Origin of the sequence: Streptococcus mitis (assembly GCF_946190275.1) — a bacterium.
In the GTDB taxonomy this organism is placed as follows: domain Bacteria; phylum Bacillota; class Bacilli; order Lactobacillales; family Streptococcaceae; genus Streptococcus; species Streptococcus mitis_DC.
Genome location: NZ_CAMHZQ010000011.1, coordinates 42693 through 62803 on the forward strand (window position 1 = coordinate 42693; position 20111 = coordinate 62803).

Annotated in this window: 19 protein-coding genes, 2 pseudogenes and 1 riboswitch; of the genes and pseudogenes, 16 read left to right on the top strand and 5 right to left on the bottom strand. The window is 40.6% G+C overall.

Features of this window, described 5'->3' with window-relative positions:
* Positions 1-8 precede the first annotated feature (8 nt).
* Positions 9-1049 carry a translation elongation factor Ts gene (gene tsf / locus N8M20_RS06745; protein ID WP_000808071.1) on the top strand — a complete coding sequence of 347 codons (1041 nt, stop codon included), beginning with the start codon at positions 9-11 and terminating at the stop codon, positions 1047-1049.
* Positions 1050-1171: 122 nt separating this feature from the next.
* Here the strand turns inward: tsf and cysK are convergent, their stop codons facing one another.
* The 3 genes and pseudogenes from cysK to N8M20_RS06755 all read right to left on the bottom strand — a co-directional run bounded on the left by cysK (position 1172) and on the right by N8M20_RS06755 (position 3019).
* Positions 1172-2098, bottom strand: a complete 927-nt coding sequence (gene cysK / locus N8M20_RS06750) for a cysteine synthase A (protein WP_261024691.1) — start codon at positions 2096-2098, stop codon at positions 1172-1174.
* 96 nt (positions 2099-2194) lie between these two features.
* Positions 2195-2290: pseudogene (locus tag N8M20_RS10765) on the bottom strand (PH domain-containing protein); the annotation flags it as partial.
* A gap of 93 nt (positions 2291-2383) precedes the next feature.
* Positions 2384-3019, bottom strand: a complete 636-nt coding sequence (locus N8M20_RS06755; protein ID WP_261079513.1) for a YigZ family protein — start codon at positions 3017-3019, stop codon at positions 2384-2386.
* A gap of 56 nt (positions 3020-3075) precedes the next feature.
* On the opposite strand from N8M20_RS06755, the gene N8M20_RS06760 reads away from it, so the two are divergent.
* From N8M20_RS06760 to hpf, 3 genes are all read left to right on the top strand, one after another.
* Positions 3076-4374: an ATP-dependent helicase ComFA gene (locus N8M20_RS06760; protein WP_261079514.1), complete on the top strand. Its 1299-nt coding sequence runs from the start codon at positions 3076-3078 to the stop codon at positions 4372-4374.
* Positions 4371-5033: a ComF family protein gene (locus tag N8M20_RS06765; protein ID WP_261079515.1), complete on the top strand. Its 663-nt coding sequence runs from the start codon at positions 4371-4373 to the stop codon at positions 5031-5033. The genes N8M20_RS06760 and N8M20_RS06765 overlap by 4 nt, the downstream gene beginning before the upstream one ends.
* A gap of 79 nt (positions 5034-5112) precedes the next feature.
* Positions 5113-5661 carry a ribosome hibernation-promoting factor, HPF/YfiA family gene (gene hpf, locus N8M20_RS06770; RefSeq protein ID WP_000599100.1) on the top strand — a complete coding sequence of 183 codons (549 nt, stop codon included), beginning with the start codon at positions 5113-5115 and terminating at the stop codon, positions 5659-5661.
* A gap of 334 nt (positions 5662-5995) precedes the next feature.
* Here hpf and N8M20_RS06775 read toward each other — a convergent pair whose 3' ends face one another.
* Complete coding sequence (locus N8M20_RS06775) at positions 5996-7162, bottom strand: IS30 family transposase (RefSeq protein ID WP_261079516.1); 1167 nt, start codon at positions 7160-7162, stop codon at positions 5996-5998.
* Between the two features lie 190 nt (positions 7163-7352).
* Between N8M20_RS06775 and N8M20_RS06780 the strand changes: the two genes are divergently transcribed.
* From N8M20_RS06780 to N8M20_RS06830, 11 genes are all read left to right on the top strand, one after another.
* Entirely contained in the window at positions 7353-9326 is a 1974-nt protein-coding gene (locus N8M20_RS06780; protein ID WP_261079517.1) for a GGDEF domain-containing protein, read from the top strand.
* Complete coding sequence (rplI, locus tag N8M20_RS06785) at positions 9323-9775, top strand: 50S ribosomal protein L9 (RefSeq protein WP_261079518.1); 453 nt, start codon at positions 9323-9325, stop codon at positions 9773-9775. Before N8M20_RS06780 ends, rplI begins: the two co-directional genes overlap by 4 nt.
* 43 nt (positions 9776-9818) lie before the next feature.
* Positions 9819-11177 carry a replicative DNA helicase gene (dnaB, locus tag N8M20_RS06790; protein ID WP_173228946.1) on the top strand — a complete coding sequence of 453 codons (1359 nt, stop codon included), beginning with the start codon at positions 9819-9821 and terminating at the stop codon, positions 11175-11177.
* Positions 11174-11440 (top strand): Veg family protein, encoded by a 267-nt coding sequence (locus N8M20_RS06795; RefSeq protein WP_261079519.1) that lies wholly within the window; start codon positions 11174-11176, stop codon positions 11438-11440. Before dnaB ends, N8M20_RS06795 begins: the two co-directional genes overlap by 4 nt.
* Positions 11441-11632: 192 nt before the next feature.
* Positions 11633-12751, top strand: a complete 1119-nt coding sequence (cbpD, locus tag N8M20_RS06800; RefSeq protein WP_261079520.1) for a choline binding-anchored murein hydrolase CbpD — start codon at positions 11633-11635, stop codon at positions 12749-12751.
* 82 nt (positions 12752-12833) lie between these two features.
* Positions 12834-12936, top strand: a riboswitch (TPP riboswitch).
* Between the two features lie 68 nt (positions 12937-13004).
* Positions 13005-13295: a thiamine-binding protein gene (locus N8M20_RS06805; protein WP_004235758.1), complete on the top strand. Its 291-nt coding sequence runs from the start codon at positions 13005-13007 to the stop codon at positions 13293-13295.
* Positions 13258-14016 (top strand): ABC transporter permease, encoded by a 759-nt coding sequence (locus N8M20_RS06810; protein ID WP_162489320.1) that lies wholly within the window; start codon positions 13258-13260, stop codon positions 14014-14016. Before N8M20_RS06805 ends, N8M20_RS06810 begins: the two co-directional genes overlap by 38 nt.
* 38 nt (positions 14017-14054) lie before the next feature.
* Positions 14055-15062: an ABC transporter substrate-binding protein gene (locus N8M20_RS06815; RefSeq protein ID WP_000754561.1), complete on the top strand. Its 1008-nt coding sequence runs from the start codon at positions 14055-14057 to the stop codon at positions 15060-15062.
* A complete protein-coding gene (locus tag N8M20_RS06820; RefSeq protein ID WP_261079521.1) occupies positions 15062-15790 on the top strand; it encodes an ABC transporter ATP-binding protein in 729 nt (242 codons plus the stop codon). The genes N8M20_RS06815 and N8M20_RS06820 overlap by 1 nt, the downstream gene beginning before the upstream one ends.
* 118 nt (positions 15791-15908) lie before the next feature.
* Complete coding sequence (locus N8M20_RS06825) at positions 15909-16367, top strand: CtsR family transcriptional regulator (RefSeq protein WP_001211265.1); 459 nt, start codon at positions 15909-15911, stop codon at positions 16365-16367.
* Between the two features lies 1 nt (position 16368).
* Complete coding sequence (locus tag N8M20_RS06830) at positions 16369-18801, top strand: ATP-dependent Clp protease ATP-binding subunit (RefSeq protein WP_261079522.1); 2433 nt, start codon at positions 16369-16371, stop codon at positions 18799-18801.
* Positions 18802-18872: 71 nt separating this feature from the next.
* Here N8M20_RS06830 and N8M20_RS06835 read toward each other — a convergent pair whose 3' ends face one another.
* The gene (locus tag N8M20_RS06835) at positions 18873-19103 is read right to left on the bottom strand and encodes a hypothetical protein (protein WP_261079523.1); all 231 of its coding nucleotides are present in this window, start codon (positions 19101-19103) and stop codon (positions 18873-18875) included.
* Positions 19104-19381: 278 nt separating this feature from the next.
* Between N8M20_RS06835 and N8M20_RS06840 the strand changes: the two are divergent.
* Positions 19382-20080 (top strand): annotated as a pseudogene (locus N8M20_RS06840) (hypothetical protein).
* The last annotated feature ends 31 nt before the right edge of the window (positions 20081-20111 follow it).

Here is a 20111-nt window from a genome sequence, read left to right on the forward strand (position 1 = left end):
GAATCAAAATGGCAGAAATTACAGCTAAACTTGTAAAAGAGTTGCGTGAAAAATCTGGTGCCGGTGTTATGGACGCTAAAAAAGCGCTTGTAGAAACAGACGGTGACATCGAAAAAGCGATTGAATTGCTTCGTGAAAAAGGTATGGCTAAGGCAGCTAAGAAGGCTGACCGTGTTGCTGCAGAAGGTTTGACTGGTGTTTATGTTAACGGTAATGTTGCAGCAGTTATTGAAGTAAACGCTGAAACTGACTTCGTTGCGAAAAACGCTCAATTCGTTGAATTGGTAAATACCACAGCTAAAGTTATTGCTGAAGGAAAACCTGCTAACAATGAAGAAGCTCTTGCTTTGACAATGCCTTCAGGTGAAACTCTTGAAGCTGCATACGTATCTGCAACAGCAACTATCGGAGAAAAAATATCATTCCGTCGCTTTGCATTGATTGAAAAAACAGACGCACAACACTTTGGAGCATACCAACATAACGGTGGACGTATCGGTGTTATTTCAGTTGTTGAAGGTGGAGACGAAGCACTTGCTAAACAATTGTCAATGCATATCGCAGCGATGAAACCAACAGTTCTTTCTTACAAAGAATTGGATGAGCAATTCGTTAAAGATGAATTGGCACAATTGAACCACGTAATCGACCAAGACAACGAAAGCCGTGCAATGGTTAACAAACCAGCTCTACCACACTTGAAGTATGGATCAAAATCTCAATTGACTGATGAAGTGATTGCTCAAGCTGAAGCTGACATCAAAGCTGAGTTGGCTGCAGAAGGCAAACCAGAAAAAATCTGGGACAAAATCATCCCAGGTAAAATGGATCGCTTCATGCTTGACAACACTAAAGTTGACCAAGCTTACACACTTCTTGCACAAGTTTACATCATGGATGATAGCAAGACAGTTGAAGCATATCTTGAATCAGTTAACGCTTCAGTAGTTGAGTTCGCTCGCTTTGAAGTTGGTGAAGGTATTGAGAAAGCTGCAAACGACTTTGAAGCTGAAGTTGCAGCTACAATGGCAGCAGCCTTGAATAACTAATTATAGAAAGGAAGTAAATTTGCTTCCTTTTTTTCTATGCAGTCGATCCTTATAGGGAGAACTTCCTATTTTCAAGGTAAAAATAAAAAGCCCTATAATAAGGGCCAATTGTATTTAGGAGACTAAACTTCAAATTCATAGAGTGCTGTAGAGAGATAACGTTCACCGTTATCTGGTGCTAGAGCAAGGACTTTTTTACCTGTACCTAATTTTTTGGCAATCTCGATGGCTCCGTAGATAGCTGCAGCTGAAGAAATCCCTACAAGGAAACCTTCTTTTCCACCAATTTCACGGCCGAGTGCTAGAGCATCGTCTGACGTTACACGAACGATACCATCATAAGCCTTTGTATCCAGTGTATCAGGAATAAATCCAGCTGAGATACCTTGAATTTTGTGTGGTCCAGGTTTTTCACCAGATAGAATAGCAGATTCGTCTGCCTCTACTGCAAAAACTTGAATGTTAGAATTTGCTGATTTGAGTGCATGAGAAACACCAGAAATCGTTCCACCGGTACCCACTCCAGCAACAAAGGCATCTAGTCCATCTTTACCGAAAGCAGCTAGTATTTCAGCTCCTGTTGTTCTTTCGTGTACTTCTGGATTTGCTGGGTTGTCAAATTGAAGAGGAAGGAAACCATCACGTTCAGCAGCTATTTCTTGAGCCTTAGCAATAGCACCTTTCATTCCTTCGCTACCAGGAGTAAGGACGAGTTCAGCACCATAGGCTTGGATAATCTTACGTCGTTCCACACTCATAGTTTCAGGCATAACGATAACAACTTTATACCCTTTAGCAGCCCCTACCCATGAAAGTCCAATACCAGTGTTTCCACTTGTTGCTTCAACAATAGTAGAACCAGGTTTCAGAATACCGTCTTGTTCAGCTTTTTCAATCATGCTAAGAGCAATACGGTCTTTTACAGAAGAACCAGGGTTAAATGCTTCAAGCTTTACATAGACATCTGCAGCACCTTCTGGCACAATGTTGTTGAGTTTAACAATCGGAGTTTGACCGATTAGTTCAGTAATGTTGTTATAAATAGACATATGAATACCTCTTTGTATAAGATATCTCTAGTATAACGCTATCTATACCATTTGTAAAATATAGAAATCCTATCGAAGTGATAGGATTTTTTTATATCACAGGTCTAAGCCATTAATTTTTAAGCGATTGTGATAGGCTAATTCTAGTAAATAGGTGTAAAGGAGAACGATATTCGTTTTCTTTTTGAATTGCTTCATTTTCTAGTAGGTCTTGGCAAGCATCTTTTTATGTTGCTAATTAAAGTAGCGGTGAAAATATCAGTGAAACACTGTATTATCTATTATTTACACTAAGTTTACAGGAACTTCAACTTCTCGTAAACCTTGATCAGTTAAAGTGACTTTTCCATTAAAAAATTCCACAAGTGCAGCTTTAATAGTTTCTTTTTCTTCTTTATTAACATAAATCATCGTATCGACTTGATCTGTAAAGTTTGTATCCAGTTCCATGAGATTATATTCCTTAAGGAAGTTACTGTACTCTTGATACTGAGCGTAAGACATTTGAATAGCAATGCCAGCCTGTTCCTTTATTTCAATGATGCCAATTTCTTTGACAGCTAAGGCAACACTGCCAGCGTAAGCACGAATCAATCCTCCAGCGCCTAGTTTAATGCCACCAAAGTAGCGTGTCACTACCACACAGACGTTAGTAAGATTGTGATTTTCTAGTACCCCAAGCATGGGAACGCCAGCAGTCCCACTGGGCTCACCATCATCACTTGTACGTTTGATTTCACTACGTTCTCCAATAATAAAAGCAGAGCAGTTATGCGTCGCTTTGTAGTGTTCTTTTTTGATGGTGGTAATGAAGTCACGAGCCTCTTCTTCGCTATAAACACGCTTGGCATGGCAGATAAAGCGGGATTTTTTGATTTCTTCTTGGACTTGTCCGTCCTCTTTAATTGTTTTAAATTCCATGATTTAATTGTACTAAAAAATCATCTAAAGTGCTAGGTTTTTACGAATAAAGAAGTATGAAAGTAAATCCAAACTATCTCGGTCGTTTGTTTACTGAGAATGAATTAACAGAAGAGGAGCGTCAGTTGGCGGAGAAGCTTCCCGCAATGAGAAAGGAGAAGGGGAAACTTTTCTGTCAACGTTGTAATAGTATTATTCTAGAGGAATGGTATTTGCCCATCGGTGCTTATTATTGTCGAGAGTGCTTGCTGATGAAGCGAGTCAGGAGTGACCAAGCTTTATACTATTTTCCGCAGGAGGATTTTCCGAAGCAAGATGTTCTTAAATGGCGTGGTCAATTAACTCCTTTTCAAGAGAAGGTGTCAGAGGGACTGATTCAAGCAGTAGACAAGCAGGAGCCAACTTTAGTTCATGCGGTGACAGGGGCTGGAAAGACAGAAATGATTTATCAAGTTGTGGCTAAGGTGATTAATAGGGGTGGTGCAGTGTGTTTGGCCAGTCCTCGCATAGATGTTTGTTTGGAGCTGTACAAGCGCCTGCAAGATGATTTTGCTTGCGAGATATCTTTACTACACGGAGAATCAGAGCCGTATTTTCGAACACCACTAGTTGTTGCGACGACCCATCAGTTATTGAAGTTTTATCAAGCTTTTGATTTGCTGATAGTGGATGAAGTAGATGCCTTTCCTTATGTTGACAATCCCACGCTTTACCATGCTGTCAAGAATAGTGTAAAGGAGAATGGGCTGAGAATCTTTTTAACAGCGACTTCGACAGATGAGTTAGATAGGAAGGTTCGTTTAGGAGAATTAAAAAGACTGAGCTTACCTAGACGATTTCATGGGAATCCATTGATTATTCCAAAACCAGTTTGGTTATCTGATTTTAATCGCTACTTAGATAAGAATCATTTGTCACCAAAATTAAAGTTTTATATCGAGAAACAGAGAAAGACAGCTTATCCGTTACTCATTTTTGCATCAGAAATTAAGAGAGGGGAACAGTTAAAAGAAATTTTACAGGAGCAATTTCCAAATGAGAAGATTGGCTTTGTATCTTCTGTAACAGAGGATAGATTAGAGCAGGTACAAGCATTTCGAGATGGAGAACTGACAATACTTATCAGTACGACGATATTGGAGCGTGGAGTTACCTTTCCTTGCGTGGATGTTTTCGTAGTAGAGGCCAATCATCGTTTGTTTACCAAGTCTAGTTTGATTCAGATTGGTGGACGAGTTGGACGAAGCATGGATAGACCGACAGGAGATTTGCTTTTCTTCCATGACGGGTTAAATACTTCAATCAAGAAGGCAATTAAGGAAATTCAGCAGATGAATAAGGAGGCGGGGCTATGAAGTGCTTATTGTGTGGGCAGACTATGAAGGCCGTTTTAACTTTTAGTAGTCTCTTACTTATGAAAAATGATGACTCTTGTCTTTGTTCAGACTGTGACTCTACTTTTGAGAGGATTGGAGAAGAGAACTGTTCAAACTGTATGAAAACAGGCTTGTCAACGAAGTGTCAAGATTGTCAATTTTGGTGTAAAGAAGGAGTTGAGGTCAGTCATAGAGCGATTTTTACTTACAATCAAGCTATGAAGGATTTTTTCAGTCGGTATAAGTTTGATGGAGACTTTCTTTTAAGAAAAGTGTTCGCTTCATTTTTAAGTGAGGAGTTAAAAAAGTACAAAGAGTATCAATTTGTTGTAATTCCCCTAAGTCCTGATAGATATGCTGATAGAGGATTTAATCAGGTTGAAGGTTTAGTTGATGCAGCAGGCTTTGCGTATCTGGATTTATTAGAAAAGAGAGAAGAGCGAGCTAGTTCTTCTAAAAGTCGCTCAGAGCGTTTGGAGACAGAATTTCCTTTCTTTATTAAAAGTGGAGTCACTATTCCTAAAAAAATCCTACTTATAGATGATATTTACACTACTGGAACAACTATAAATCGTGTGAAGAAACTACTGGAAGAGGTTGGTGCTGAGGATGTAAAAACATTTTCCCTTGTAAGATGAGGAAAAAATTTGCAAAAATAAAATGAAAGCGTTATAATGAAATCAGAAAAACAAAAATGTTTAGAAAGAAGGTACTCATATGATTAAATATAGTATCCGTGGTGAAAACCTAGAAGTAACAGAAGCAATTCGTGATTATGTAGTTTCTAAACTCGAAAAGATCGAAAAGTATTTTCAAGCTGAACAAGAGTTGGATGCTCGAGTTAACTTGAAGGTGTATCGTGAAAAAACTGCTAAAGTGGAAGTAACGATTCCACTTGGATCAATTACTCTTCGTGCAGAAGATGTGTCTCAAGATATGTATGGTTCAATTGACCTTGTAACCGATAAAATTGAACGTCAGATTCGTAAAAATAAAACAAAAATCGAGCGTAAAAATAAAAACAAGGTAGCAACTAGTCAATTATTTACAGATGCTTTGGTGGAAGATCCAAATGTTGTCCAGTCTAGAGTTGTTCGTTCAAAACAAATTGATTTAAAACCAATGGATTTGGAAGAAGCTATTCTACAGATGGATTTGTTGGGACATGATTTCTTTATCTATGTGGATGTTGAAGATCAAACAACTAATGTGATTTATCGTCGTGAAGATGGTGAGATTGGACTGTTAGAAGTTAAAGAATCTTAATTTCAATATGTGTAAAGGAAGGTTTACTGAATTGTAAACCTCCTTTTTCTTATAATTGATAGAATGGTAACTTCTCAAAGTAACTTCCAGTTTCCCACAACCTAGCCTTTAGTATGAGAAAAACGCGTGAAATCAGTGGAAATTCTTCTTAGACTAACGTCCACTGGTTTTCTTTTTTTTTGATATATAAAGGTTCAAAAGAGAAGAGACTCAGAAAAAAGTGCACGACAAATAGCCCTAAAACAGAGTCGTCTTAGAGTAACTTCCAGTTGCTAGCGTTTAGTGTGAGACTTTTCGATGGTGATAAGATGTGTAGTTAGAGGGGAAAATTCCCTTATTTCAATAAATCAGGTGATAAGTGTGTGTCTTCTGGTTTGACAAATTGGCAACCCAGAAGAGCAGCGATGTCCTCGCCAAAGTTGAAGGTGAAGACGTCGTAAGCAGATTTTCCTTGAAACTCTTCTCGTTTCAAGGAATTGACACGGGAAATGACTAGATTGACGTCTTTCTGAGTCAGCTGGTCAAAGGAAGTACCCTTGGGAAGAATGGCTCGCAAAACCGTATGGTTCTTCTCAATCCGTCCCTTCTGGTCAGGACGGCTAGGGTCGCAGAAGTAGAGGTGAGACTTCCCATCAATGTCTCGCTCAAGCTCCTCCACATAGGAGAACTCAGATCCGTTGTCCGTGAGAATGACAGGGAACAGCTGATGGAACGCAACCCCTCCGTCCATGACTCTTTCTTTCAAAGCTGCGAATTTAGTGGCGACTTCTAGAGCAGTCTTGTTGTCCAAAAGCAAGGCGAAGAGGAAGTTGCAGAAGGAAACGTTGAAGGTGAGCAGTAGCTTTCCACCAGGTCTGCCGATGACTGTGTCCATTTCCAACCATTTGAAGAAATCATCTGTTTCTCGTAACTCTTGGAAATCTTGGTAGATTCGCCCGATTTTCAGCTCTTTGGGAATAGCTACTTTTCTGGATTTTCTGCGTGCCTTGAACTTGACCATCCGAGGAAAATCAATGGGCTTGGCTGTCAGATATCCCAGCTTGGCATGCCGATACACCGTGGCTTTCGACACAGGTAGGTTATGTGTCTGAATGATATGGTAGATGCTTTGTTTCTTCTGGATGCCTTGGGTTAAGACCTTGTCCATCTGATAAAAACTTTCCTTGTTTAGGGGAATGCCCTCTCTGTACTCCCTCAACATAGTCTCGTACTGTTCCTGTGCCTTTTTCGCGTAGTAAAGATAGCGGTTAAACCCACAATCCGTCCTCTTTTTTGGACAGTTGTTACAGACATAAGGAGCTTTTTTGAGAAGAGGGCAATCCGTGCAATCAGATTTGACGGATGTTGGGTGCATGATGCGATTGCGCTTGATTTCCTTTGAAATCGTTGATGGGTCTTTTCCCATCTTCTCAGCGATGGAACGGAAAGTCTCTTGTTGGCTGATTCCGGTTTGGATGTCAATCCGGTCTTCTAGAGTGAGATGTTTTTGTTTTTTCGTCATGAGGTGCCTCCTCACGAAAAGTCTCAGGCTTAATTCTAGCATAATTCGTCGTCTGAGACTAACTTCCAGTTTTGGGAGAGAGATGGAAGTTACTTTGAGAAGTTAGCTAATTGATAGAATTACTGATTACACTTTTAAAAAGTCGCTTTTTGGTGGTTATTATGGTATAATGGGTGCCAAGAGGTTTGGAATGAAAAAATTTTATGTAAGTCCTATTTTCCCCTTAATATTAGGAATAGTGGCGTTCGGAGTGCTATCTGTGCAACTTGTTTTTGTAACGAATACACTGGTAACGCTATTTCTTTTGCTACTTATTTTGGGTTCATATATTTTACTATTCATCCATCAGAGAGACTACTACTCAAGGAGTGAAGTAGAACAAATCCAGTATGTAAACCACCAAGCTGAAGAAAGTTTGACAACCTTGTTAGAACAGATGCCTGTCGGAGTTATTAAATTAGACTTATCGTCAGGTGAAGTTGAATGGTTCAATCCTTACGCTGAATTGATTTTAACTAATGAAGTGGGCGAGATTGATGTGGCATTAATTCAAACAATTATCAAGGCATCGGTAGGAAATCCAGGTTCTTATGCTACCTTGGGTGAGACCCGCTATTCAGTTCATATGGACAAGGTGTCTGGAGTTCTTTACTTCTTTGATGTGTCTGGAGAATACGAAGCGACTGTTGAGTTAGTAACGAGTCGACCTGTGATTGGGATCGTTTCCGTTGACAACTATGATGATTTAGAAGATGAAACATCGGAGTCTGATATCAGTCATATTAATAGTTTTGTAGCCAATTTTGTTTCAGAATTTGCTGGGAAGCATGCCATGTTCTCCCGTCGAGTGAGTATGGATCGCTTTTATCTATTTACGGACTACACGGTGCTTGAGGGATTGATGAACGATAAATTTTCTGTTATTGATTCTTTCAGAGAAGACTCGAAACAGAGACAGTTGCCCTTGACCTTAAGTATGGGATTTTCTTATGGTGATGGAAATCATGATGAAATAGGGAAAGTTGCTTTGCTCAATTTGAACTTGGCTGAAGTGCGTGGTGGCGACCAAGTGGTTGTCAAGGAAAACGACGAAACGAAAAATCCAGTTTATTTTGGTGGTGGATCTGCTGCCTCAATCAAACGTACACGGACTCGTACGCGTGCTATGATGACGGCTATTTCAGATAAGATTCGTAGTGTGGATCAGGTTTTTGTAGTTGGTCACAAAAACCTTGATATGGATGCTTTGGGTTCTGCTGTAGGTATGCAGTTGTTTGCCAGCAATGTGACTCAAAATAGCTATGCTCTTTACGATGAAGAACAAATGTCGCCGGATATTGAACGCGCTGTTTCATTCTTAGAAAAAGAAGGAGTTACAAAGTTGTTGTCTGTTAAGGATGCAATGGGGATGGTGACCAATCGTTCTTTGTTGATTCTTGTAGACCATTCAAAGACAGCTCTAACTTTATCAAAAGATTTTTATGATTTATTTACCCAAACCATCGTTATTGACCATCATCGAAGGGATCAGGATTTTCCAGATAATGCGGTTATTACTTATATCGAAAGTGGTGCAAGTAGTGCCAGTGAGTTGGTAACGGAATTGATTCAGTTCCAGAATTCTAAGAAAAATCGTTTGAGTCGTATGCAGGCCAGTGTTTTGATGGCTGGTATGATGTTGGATACTAAAAATTTCACCTCACGAGTGACTAGTCGGACATTTGATGTTGCTAGCTATCTCAGAACGAGAGGAAGTGATAGTATTGCTATCCAAGAAATCGCTGCAACAGATTTTGAAGAATATCGTGAGGTCAATGAACTGATTTTACAGGGGCGTAAATTAGGTTCAGATGTATTGATAGCAGAGGCTACGGACTCGAAATGCTATGATACAGTTGTTATTAGTAAGGCAGCAGATGCCATGTTAGCTATGTCAGGTATTGAAGCGAGTTTTGTTCTTGCGAAGAATACACAAGGCTTTATCTCTATCTCAGCTCGAAGTCGTAGTAAACTGAATGTACAACGGATTATGGAAGAGCTGGGAGGTGGAGGTCACTTTAATTTGGCAGCAGCTCAAATTAAAGATTTAACCTTGTCAGAAGCAGGTGAAAAACTGACAGAAATTGTATTAAATGAAATAAAGGAAAAGGAGAAAGAGGAATGAAAGTAATCTTTTTAGCAGATGTCAAAGGAAAAGGTAAAAAAGGCGAAATTAAGGAAGTACCAACAGGGTATGCACAAAACTTTCTTATCAAAAAGAACCTAGCCAAAGAAGCGACTGCTCAAGCGGTAGGTGAGCTTCGTGGTAAACAAAAATCTGAAGAAAAAGCTCACGCTGAGATGATTGCAGAAGCAAAAGCAATTAAAGCCCAACTTGAAGCAGGAGAAACTATTGTAGAATTTGTTGAAAAAGTTGGTCCAGATGGCCGTACTTTTGGTTCTATTACCAATAAGAAAATTGCAGAAGAATTGCAAAAGCAATTTGGAATTAAGATTGATAAACGTCATATTCAAGTACAAGCTCCGATTCGAGCAGTTGGTTTGATCGATGTGCCAGTGAAAATCTATCAAGATATTACAAGTGTAATCAATCTTCGTGTGAAGGAAGGATAAGTTTACACCTTCTTGACAAGATTGTAAAAGGAAGGGAAGTCTGATGGCAGAAGTAGAAGAGTTACGAGTACAACCTCAAGATATCTTAGCTGAGCAATCCGTTTTAGGGGCTATCTTTATTGACGAGAGTAAGCTTGTTTTTGTGCGAGAATACATTGAGTCTCGGGACTTTTTTAAGTATGCCCATCGTTTGATTTTCCAAGCTATGGTCGATTTATCCGATCGTGGCGATGCTATAGATGCAACAACGGTTCGTACCATTCTTGATAATCAAGGTGATTTACAGAATATTGGTGGCTTGTCTTACCTGGTTGAGATTGTCAATTCTGTGCCAACTTCTGCTAATGCGGAGTATTATGCTAAAATCGTTGCAGAAAAGGCTATGTTACGGCGATTAATCGCCAAGTTGACAGAGTCTGTCAATCAAGCTTACGAGGCTTCGCAACCGGCTGATGAAATCATTGCTCAGGCAGAAAAAGGCTTGATTGATGTCAGTGAAAATGCAAATCGAAGTGGATTTAAGAATATTCGAGATGTGTTGAATGTCAACTTTGGGAATCTGGAAGCTCGCTCGCAACAAACGACCGATATTACAGGTATTGCGACAGGCTATCGTGACTTGGATCATATGACGACAGGACTTCATGAGGAGGAGTTGATTATCCTAGCAGCCCGTCCGGCGGTTGGTAAGACAGCCTTTGCCTTGAATATCGCTCAGAACATTGGGACTAAGTTGGACAAAACGGTTGCTATTTTTTCACTGGAAATGGGTGCGGAAAGTCTAGTGGACCGTATGTTAGCGGCAGAAGGTTTGGTGGAATCGCATTCTATCCGTACGGGTCAATTGACCGATGAGGAATGGCAAAAGTACACCATTGCTCAAGGGAATCTAGCGAATGCAAGTATCTATATCGATGATACACCAGGGATTCGAATCACGGAAATTCGTTCTCGCTCACGCAAACTTGCTCAAGAAACGGGTAATCTTGGTTTGATTTTAATAGATTACTTGCAGCTTATCACGGGAACTGGGCGAGAAAATCGTCAACAAGAGGTTTCAGAAATTTCACGTCAGTTGAAAATTTTAGCTAAGGAATTGAAGGTTCCAGTAATCGCTCTAAGTCAGCTTTCTCGTGGTGTAGAACAACGTCAGGACAAGAGACCGGTCTTGTCTGATATTCGAGAATCGGGATCTATCGAGCAGGATGCTGATATCGTAGCTTTTCTCTATCGTGACGATTACTATGAGCGTGGTGGTGAAGAAGAGGACGGTATCCCAAATAATAAGGTGGAAGTTATTATCGAGAAAAACCGTAGTGGAGCTCGTGGAACAGTGGAATTAATTTTCCAAAAAGAATACAATAAATTTTCAAGTATTTCAAAAAGGGAGGAAATAAGATGACAGATGCATTTACAGATGTAGCTAAGATGAAAAAAATCAAAGAAGAAATCAAGGCACATGAGGGTCATGTAATTGAAATGACTTTGGAAAATGGACGTAAGCGCCAAAAAAATAGATTGGGTAAGCTAATTGAGGTTTATCCATCCCTATTTATCGTTGAATTTGGGAACGTTGAAGGAGATAAACAAGCTAATATTTATGTTGAATCCTTTACTTATTCAGATATCCTTACGGAAAAGAATTTGATTCATTATCTTGACTAAAGTGAGAAATTTTCTCACTTTTTCTTTTTTCTCCGAATAGTTTAAGTGAAGGTAATCTTCGATTTATACTCTTCGAAAATCAAATTCAAACCACGTCAGCTTCGCCTTGCCGTACTCAAGTACAGCCTGCGCCTAGCTTCCTAGTTTGCTCTTTGATTTTCATTGAGTACTATACTATTTCAAGGAGGAAGAATGAAAATTTTACCGTTTATAGCAAGAGGGACAAGTTATTGTTTGAAGATGTCAGTTAAAAAGGTTGTTCCTTTTTTAGTAGTAGGATTGATGCTAGCAGCGGGTGATAGTGTCTATGCCTATTCTGGAGGGAATGGATCGATTGCGCGAGGGGATGATTATCCTGTTTATTATAAAAATGGGAGCCAGGAGATTGATAAGTGGCGCATGTATTCTCGTCAGTGTACTTCTTTTGCAGCCTTTCGTTTGAGTAATGTCAATGGTTTTGAGATTCCAAGGGCTTATGGAAATGCGAATGAATGGGGGCATCGTGCTCGTCGTGAAGGCTATCGTGTAGATAATACACCGACGATTGGCTCCATTGCTTGGTCGACTGCAGGAACTTATGGGCATGTTGCCTGGGTGTCAAATGTAATGGGAGATCAGATTGAGATCGAGGAATATAACTATGGTTATACAGAAGCCTATAATAAACGAATTATAAAAGCAAATACGATGACAGGATTTATTCATTTTAAAGATTTGGCTGGTGGCAGTGTTGGGAATAGTCAAACCTCAGTTTCAACAGGAGGAACACATTATTTCAAGTCTAAGTCTGCTATCAAAAATCAGCCATTAGCTAGCGCAACTGCGATTGATTACTATTATCCTGGGGAGAATGTTCATTATGATCAAATTCTTGAAAAAGATGGATACAAGTGGTTGAGTTATACGGCTTATAACGGAAGTCGTCGCTATATCCAGCTAGAGGGTGTGACTTCTTCACAGAATTATCAGAACCAATCAGGAAATAGTTCTAATTATAGCTCAAATACTGGATTGACTGTCGGTTGGAAGAAAATAAATGGTAGTTGGTATCATTTCAAATCAAATGGTTCTAAATCAACGGGATGGCTGAAAGATGGTTCTAGCTGGTATTATTTGAAATCATCTGGTGAAATGCAGACAGGATGGTTAAAGGAGAATGGCTCGTGGTATTATCTAGATAGTTCAGGGGCAATGAAAACAGGTTGGTATCAAGTCTCAGGTAAGTGGTATTATTCTTACTCTTCAGGCGTCTTAGCTGTCAATACGACGGTAGATGGCTACAGAGTAAACAGTGACGGAGAACGAGTATAGAAAATGGGAGTAGGAAATTTTTCCTGCTCTTTTCTGTAAGCAGTTTCCTTGACTTTTTTTTTGTTTTGCGCTATCATATGTCCATATAATATATGGGAGTCTGTGTACAGTCTGAGAGGAAGCGTTAAGCTTCGACCGCACCTGATCTGGGTAATGCCAGCGTAGGGAACGATACTTAGTCTATTCTTGACCTTTCCCATATATGGTAAAGGTTTTTCTTTTTGTCAAAGGAAAACGAGAAGAGGAGGTTTTTATGAAAGCAAGCATTGCCTTGCAAGTTTTACCCTTATCACAGGGGATTGATCGGATAGCTGTTATCGATCAAGTCATTGCTTATCTACAAGCTCAAGAAGTGACGATGGTGGTGACACCATTTGAAACGGTCTTGGAAGGGGAGTTTGATGAGCTCATGCGCATTCTCAAAGAAGCGCTGGAAGTAGCAGGGCAGGAGGCAGATAATGTCTTTGCCAATGTCAAAATAAATGTAGGAGAGATTTTAAGTATTGATGAGAAACTTGAAAAGTATACTGAGACGACACATTAGTCTATTGGGCTTTCTGGGAGTCTTGTCAATCTGGCAGTTAGCAGGTTTTCTTAAACTTCTCCCCAAGTTTATCCTGCCGACACCTTTTGAAATTCTTCAGGCCTTTGTTCGTGACAGAGAATTTCTCTGGCACCATAGCTGGGCGACCTTGAGAGTGGCTTTATTGGGACTGATTTTGGGAGTCTTGATTGCCTGTCTCATGGCTGTACTTATGGATAGTTTGACTTGGCTCAATGACCTGATTTACCCTATGATGGTGGTTGTTCAGACCATTCCGACCATTGCCATAGCTCCTATCTTGGTCTTGTGGCTAGGTTATGGGATTTTGCCCAAGATTGTCTTGATTATCTTAACGACAACCTTTCCTATCATCGTCAGCATTTTGGACGGTTTTAGGCATTGTGACAAGGATATGCTGACCTTGTTTAGTCTGATGCGGGCCAAGCCTTGGCAAATCCTGTGGCATTTTAAAATCCCAGTCAGCCTGCCTTACTTTTATGCAGGTCTGAGGGTCAGTGTCTCCTACGCCTTTATCACAACAGTAGTATCTGAGTGGTTGGGAGGCTTTGAAGGACTAGGTGTCTACATGATTCAGTCCAAGAAACTGTTTCAGTATGATACCATGTTTGCTATTATTATTCTGGTATCGATTATCAGCCTTTTGGGTATGAAGTTGGTCGATATTAGTGAAAAATATGTTATTAAATGGAAACGTTCGTAGAATAAGAATGTTTCTGAAAAAGAAAAGAGGAAATCAAAATGAAGAAAACATGGAAAGTGTTTTTAACTGTTTTAACAGCTCTTGTAGCTGTTGTGCTTGTGGCCTGTGGTCAAGGAACTGCTTCTAAGGATAACAAAGAGGCAGAACTTAAGAAAATCGACTTTATCCTAGACTGGACACCAAATACCAACCACACAGGGCTTTATGTTGCCAAGGAAAAAGGTTATTTCAAAGAGGCTGGAGTGGATGTTGATTTGAAATTACCACCAGAAGAAAGTTCTTCTGATTTGGTTATTAACGGAAAGGCACCATTTGCAGTTTATTTCCAAGACTACATGGCTAAGAAATTGGAAAAAGGGGCAGGAATTACTGCCGTTGCAGCTATCGTAGAGCACAATACATCAGGAATTATCTCTCGTAAATCTGACAATGTAGCTAGTCCAAAGGACTTGGTTGGTAAGAAATACGGAACTTGGAATGACCCAACTGAACTTGCTATGTTGAAAACCTTGGTAGAATCACAAGGTGGAGACTTTGAGAAGGTTGAAAAAGTACCAAATAACGACTCAAACTCAATCACACCGATTGCCAATGGCGTCTTTGATACTGCTTGGATCTACTACGGTTGGGATGGTATCCTTGCTAAATCACAAGGTGTAGATGCTAACTTCATGTACTTGAAAGACTATGTCAAGGAGTTTGACTACTATTCACCAGTTATCATCGCAAACAATGACTATCTGAAAGACAACAAAGAAGAAGCTCGCAAAGTTATCCAAGCTATCAAAAAAGGCTACCAATATGCTATGGAGCATCCAGAAGAAGCAGCTGATATCCTCATCAAGAATGCACCTGAACTTCAGGAAAAACGTGACTTTGTCATCGAATCTCAAAAATACTTGTCAAAAGAATATGCAAGCGACAAGGAAAAATGGGGTCAATTTGACGCAGCTCGCTGGAATGCCTTCTACAAATGGGATAAAGAAAATGGTATCCTTAAAGAAGACTTGACAGACAAAGGCTTCACCAACGAATTTGTGAAATAATGACAGAAATAAGACTAGAACACGTCAGTTATGCTTATGGCGAAGAGAGGATTTTAGAGGACATCAATCTGAAAGTCACCTCAGGTGAAGTGGTCTCTATCTTAGGCCCAAGTGGTGTAGGAAAGACCACCCTCTTTAATCTGATCGCTGGGATTTTAGAAGTTCAGTCAGGGAGAATTGTCCTTGATGGTGAAGAAAATCCCAAGGGGCGCGTGAGTTATATGTTGCAAAAGGATCTGCTCTTGGAGCACAAGACGGTGCTTGGTAATATCATTCTGCCCCTCTTGATTCAAAAAGTGGATAAGGCGGAAGCCATTGCCCGCGCAGATGAAATTCTTGCGACCTTCCAGTTGACAGCTGTAAGAGATAAATACCCTCATGAACTCAGTGGTGGGATGCGCCAGCGTGTAGCCTTGCTCCGAACCTACCTTTTCGGGCACAAGCTCTTTCTCTTAGACGAGGCCTTCAGCGCCTTGGATGAGATGACCAAGATGGAACTACACGCTTGGTATCTTGATATTCACAAGCAGTTGCAGCTAACAACCTTGATTATTACTCACAGTATCGAGGAGGCCCTCAGTCTCAGCGACCGCATCTATATCTTGAAAAATCGCCCTGGGCAGATTGTTTCAGAAATTAAACTAGATTGGTCTGAAGATGAGGATAAGGAAGTCCAAAAGATTGCCTACAAACGTCAAATCTTGGCAGAATTAGGCTTAGATAAGTAGAAAAATAGGGAGTTGGTGAAGATTATCCTTTACCAGCGCCCTTTTTCTTTTAAAAATAAGAAAATTTCGGTATAATAGTCAAAGATAGTCAAGGTTTAAAGAGAGAGGTGGGTTTGTAATGAGATTTAAAAATACATCGGATCATATTGAGGCCTACATCAAGGCGATTTTAGATCAATCTGGTATTGTGGAGTTGCAACGTAGTCAGTTGGCAGATACCTTTCAGGTTGTTCCCAGTCAGATTAACTATGTGATCAAGACACGCTTTACGGAAAGTAGAGGCTACTTGGTTGAAAGTAAGCGTGGTGGCGGAGGCTATATTCGTATAGGACGGATTGAGTTTTCTAGTCATCATGAAATGCTCCGCGATTTGCTTTACTCGATTGGTGAGCGGGTCAGTCAAGAAATTTATGAGGATATTCTACAGCTTTTGGTTGAGCAGGAATTGATGACCAAGCAGGAGATGAATTTGCTGGTAGCAGTAGCTTTGGATCGCGTTCTAGGAGAAGAAGCTCCAGTTGTTCGTGCAAACATGCTACGACAGGTCATACAAGAGGTAGATAGAAAAGGGAAGTAAGATGAACTATTCAAAAGCATTGAATGAATGTATCGAAAGTGCCTACATGGTTGCTAGCCATTTTGGAGCTCGTTACCTAGAGTCATGGCATTTGTTGATTGCTATGTCCAATCACAGTTATAGTGTGGCAGGGGCAACTTTAAATGATTATCCATATGAGATGGACCGTTTAGAAGAAGTAGCTTTGGAACTGACTGAAACGGACTATAGCCAGGATGAAACCTTTACGGAATTGCCGTTCTCCCATCGTTTGCAGGTTCTTTTTGGCGAAGCAGAGTATGTAGCGTCAGTGGTCCATGCTAAGGTGCTAGGGACGGAGCACGTCCTCTATGCGATTTTGCATGATGGCAATGCCTTGGCGACTCGTATCTTGGAGAGGGCTGGTTTTTCTTATGAAGACAAGAAAGATCAGGTCAAGATTGCTGCCCTTCGTCGAAATCTAGAAGAACGTGCAGGCTGGACTCGTGAAGATCTCAAGGCTCTACGCCAACGCCATCGTACAGTAGCTGATAAGCAAAATTCTATGGCTAATATGATGGGCATGCCCCAGACTCCGAGTGGTGGTCTCGAGGACTATACGCATGATTTGACAGAGCAAGCGCGTTCTGGCAAGTTAGAACCAGTCATCGGTCGGGATAAGGAAATCTCGCGTATGATTCAAATCTTGAGCCGTAAAACCAAGAATAATCCTGTCTTGGTTGGGGATGCTGGTGTCGGGAAAACAGCTCTGGCGCTTGGGCTCGCTCAGCGTATTGCTAGTGGGGATGTACCTGCGGAAATGGCTAAGATGCGCGTGTTAGAGCTTGATTTGATGAATGTCGTTGCAGGGACACGCTTCCGTGGTGACTTTGAAGAACGCATGAACAATATCATCAAGGATATTGAAGAAGATGGTCAAGTAATTCTATTTATCGACGAACTCCATACAATCATGGGTTCTGGTAGCGGGATTGATTCAACTCTGGATGCGGCCAATATCTTGAAGCCAGCCTTGGCACGTGGAACTTTGAGAACGGTTGGTGCCACCACTCAGGAAGAATACCAAAAACACATTGAAAAAGACGCAGCCCTTTCTCGTCGTTTCGCTAAAGTGACGATTGAAGAGCCAAGTGTGGCAGACAGCATGGCCATTTTGCAAGGTTTGAAGGTGACTTATGAGAAACATCACCGGGTGCAAATCACAGATGAAGCGGTTGAAACAGCTGTCAAGATGGCTCATCGTTACTTGACTAGCCGTCACTTGCCAGACTCTGCTATCGACCTCTTGGATGAAGCAGCAGCAACAGTGCAAAATAAGGCAAAGCATGTAAAAGCAGACGATTCAGGTTTGAGTCCAGCTGACAAGGCCTTGATGGATGGCAAGTGGAAACAGGCAGCCCAGCTAATCGCAAAAGAAGAGGAAGTGCCTGTTTATAAAGACTTGGTGACAGAGTCTGATATTTTGACCACCTTGAGTCGCTTATCAGGTATTCCAGTCCAAAAACTGACTCAAACGGATGCTAAGAAATACCTGAACTTGGAAGCGGAATTGCACAAACGTGTTATCGGGCAAGATCAAGCTGTTTCAAGCATTAGCCGTGCCATTCGCCGCAATCAGTCTGGTATTCGTAGTCACAAGCGTCCGATTGGTTCCTTTATGTTCCTAGGACCCACAGGTGTCGGGAAGACCGAATTGGCCAAGGCTCTGGCAGAAGTTCTTTTTGACGACGAATCAGCTCTTATCCGCTTTGATATGAGTGAGTATATGGAGAAATTCGCAGCCAGCCGTCTCAACGGAGCTCCTCCGGGCTATGTGGGTTATGAAGAAGGTGGGGAGTTGACCGAGAAGGTTCGCAACAAACCATACTCTGTTCTCCTCTTTGATGAGGTAGAAAAAGCCCACCCAGACATCTTTAATGTTCTCTTGCAGGTTTTGGACGACGGTGTCTTGACAGATAGCAAGGGACGCAAGGTTGACTTTTCAAATACCATTATCATCATGACGTCAAATCTTGGTGCGACAGCCCTTCGTGATGACAAGACTGTCGGATTTGGAGCTAAGGACATTCGTTTTGACCAGGAAAATATGGAGAAACGCATGTTCGAAGAGCTGAAAAAGGCTTATAGACCTGAGTTTATCAACCGTATTGATGAAAAGGTGGTCTTCCATAGCCTTTCTAGCTACCATATGCAGGAAGTAGTGAAGATTATGGTCAAACCTTTAGTGGCAAGTTTGGCTGAAAAAGGCATTGACTTGAAATTACAAACTTCCGCACTGAAATTGTTGGCCAATCAAGGATATGACCCAGAGATGGGAGCTCGTCCACTTCGCAGAACCCTACAAACAGAAGTGGAGGACAAGTTGGCAGAACTTCTTATCAAGGGAGAATTAGAGGTAGGCAACACACTTAAGATTGGTGTCAAAGCAGGCCAGTTAAAATTTGATATTGCATAAAAACGAGGTCGGGACAAAGTTCCCGACCTCTTTATGTACCATCATGAGATGGTTTTGTGTTGCGACTGTTTTTAGGGATGGCTATCTTTCTTAGAATTACTCAACAGGTGAGTAAAGAAGGCTTTGTATCGATACTTGAGATAGTTCTCATGTAAAAATAACAAGGCGATATAGACAATCAAAAAGATTGTAGTCATATAGAAGACATAAAATGCAGTTCGCGCATAGTGAGTGGCTGACTGATAAGAGCCAATAGCTCCTAAAATCAACCAAGGAAGATACTTGTAATACTTATTTAGCATAAGAGTGCACCTCCTATATTCTATTTCGATGGTATTATATCCCTTTGCACTTAAAGGTGCGAGCGATTACACAAAAATAAATTCAAATTTTTAATAGGAAAATCTCCTGCTTTTCTATTTTATTACGAATAGAAGAGTAGGAGGAGTAAATGTATCTAAAGTATTTAAGATTTTTAAAATAGTTTAGATAAATTGTTGACATATTTAAATCTGAATGTTACGATTATGTTACAAAAAGATTTCTTTATATTTCTAAAATATTACAAAGGAGTAGAAAAATGAAAAAGAAAACCTATATCAAATTGATGGCGGCAATTGTATTGGCTTCTACCCTATTATTAGGAGCTTGTGGAAATAAAAAGGAAACAACTCAAGCAAGCAGTTCTGCTAAGACAAGCCAATCATCAAGTTCTAAAGTAGCTTCTGCTAGCAAAGAAAGCAAGACTCAGAAGTACTCAAATTCAGCTTCATCTGAAAAGACCAAGGCATCTACCGACCAGTCTTCAGCAAGTGCAACACCATCACAAGCGGCACCTGCACCAGAGCAAAGACAGGGTCAAGAAGTGTCTAATCAACAGGCGGCTAGTCAACAAACTCCTGCTCAGGCTCCTTCAACTCAACAGGCTCCTCAAGCCCAGTCTAACCAATCAAGCTATGATCCTACAACTGACCGCAAACTTCAAGACAAGTAAGCAGAGCAAAATAAACGCTACAAGGGTGTTTTAACCATGGTAGATGGTGATTTCTCAGCTGTAGCGGGCAATTGGAAGGGAGCAAATGGCGAAACCATCACAGTTTCATCAGGTGGTCAATTTACAGTAGAATCTGCTGATGGAAAGAAAGAAAATTACTCTATCAAAGGCTATTCTTATACTCTTGATGATGGCAAGTATAATGCCAAAATTGGTGGAGGAAAAGTCATCCAAATTACAACAGGAGCGGATGGTAAGGTTTCCAGCGTTGCTTTGAATCAATAATAACCTTCAGTATTTGAATTTTTACAATCAA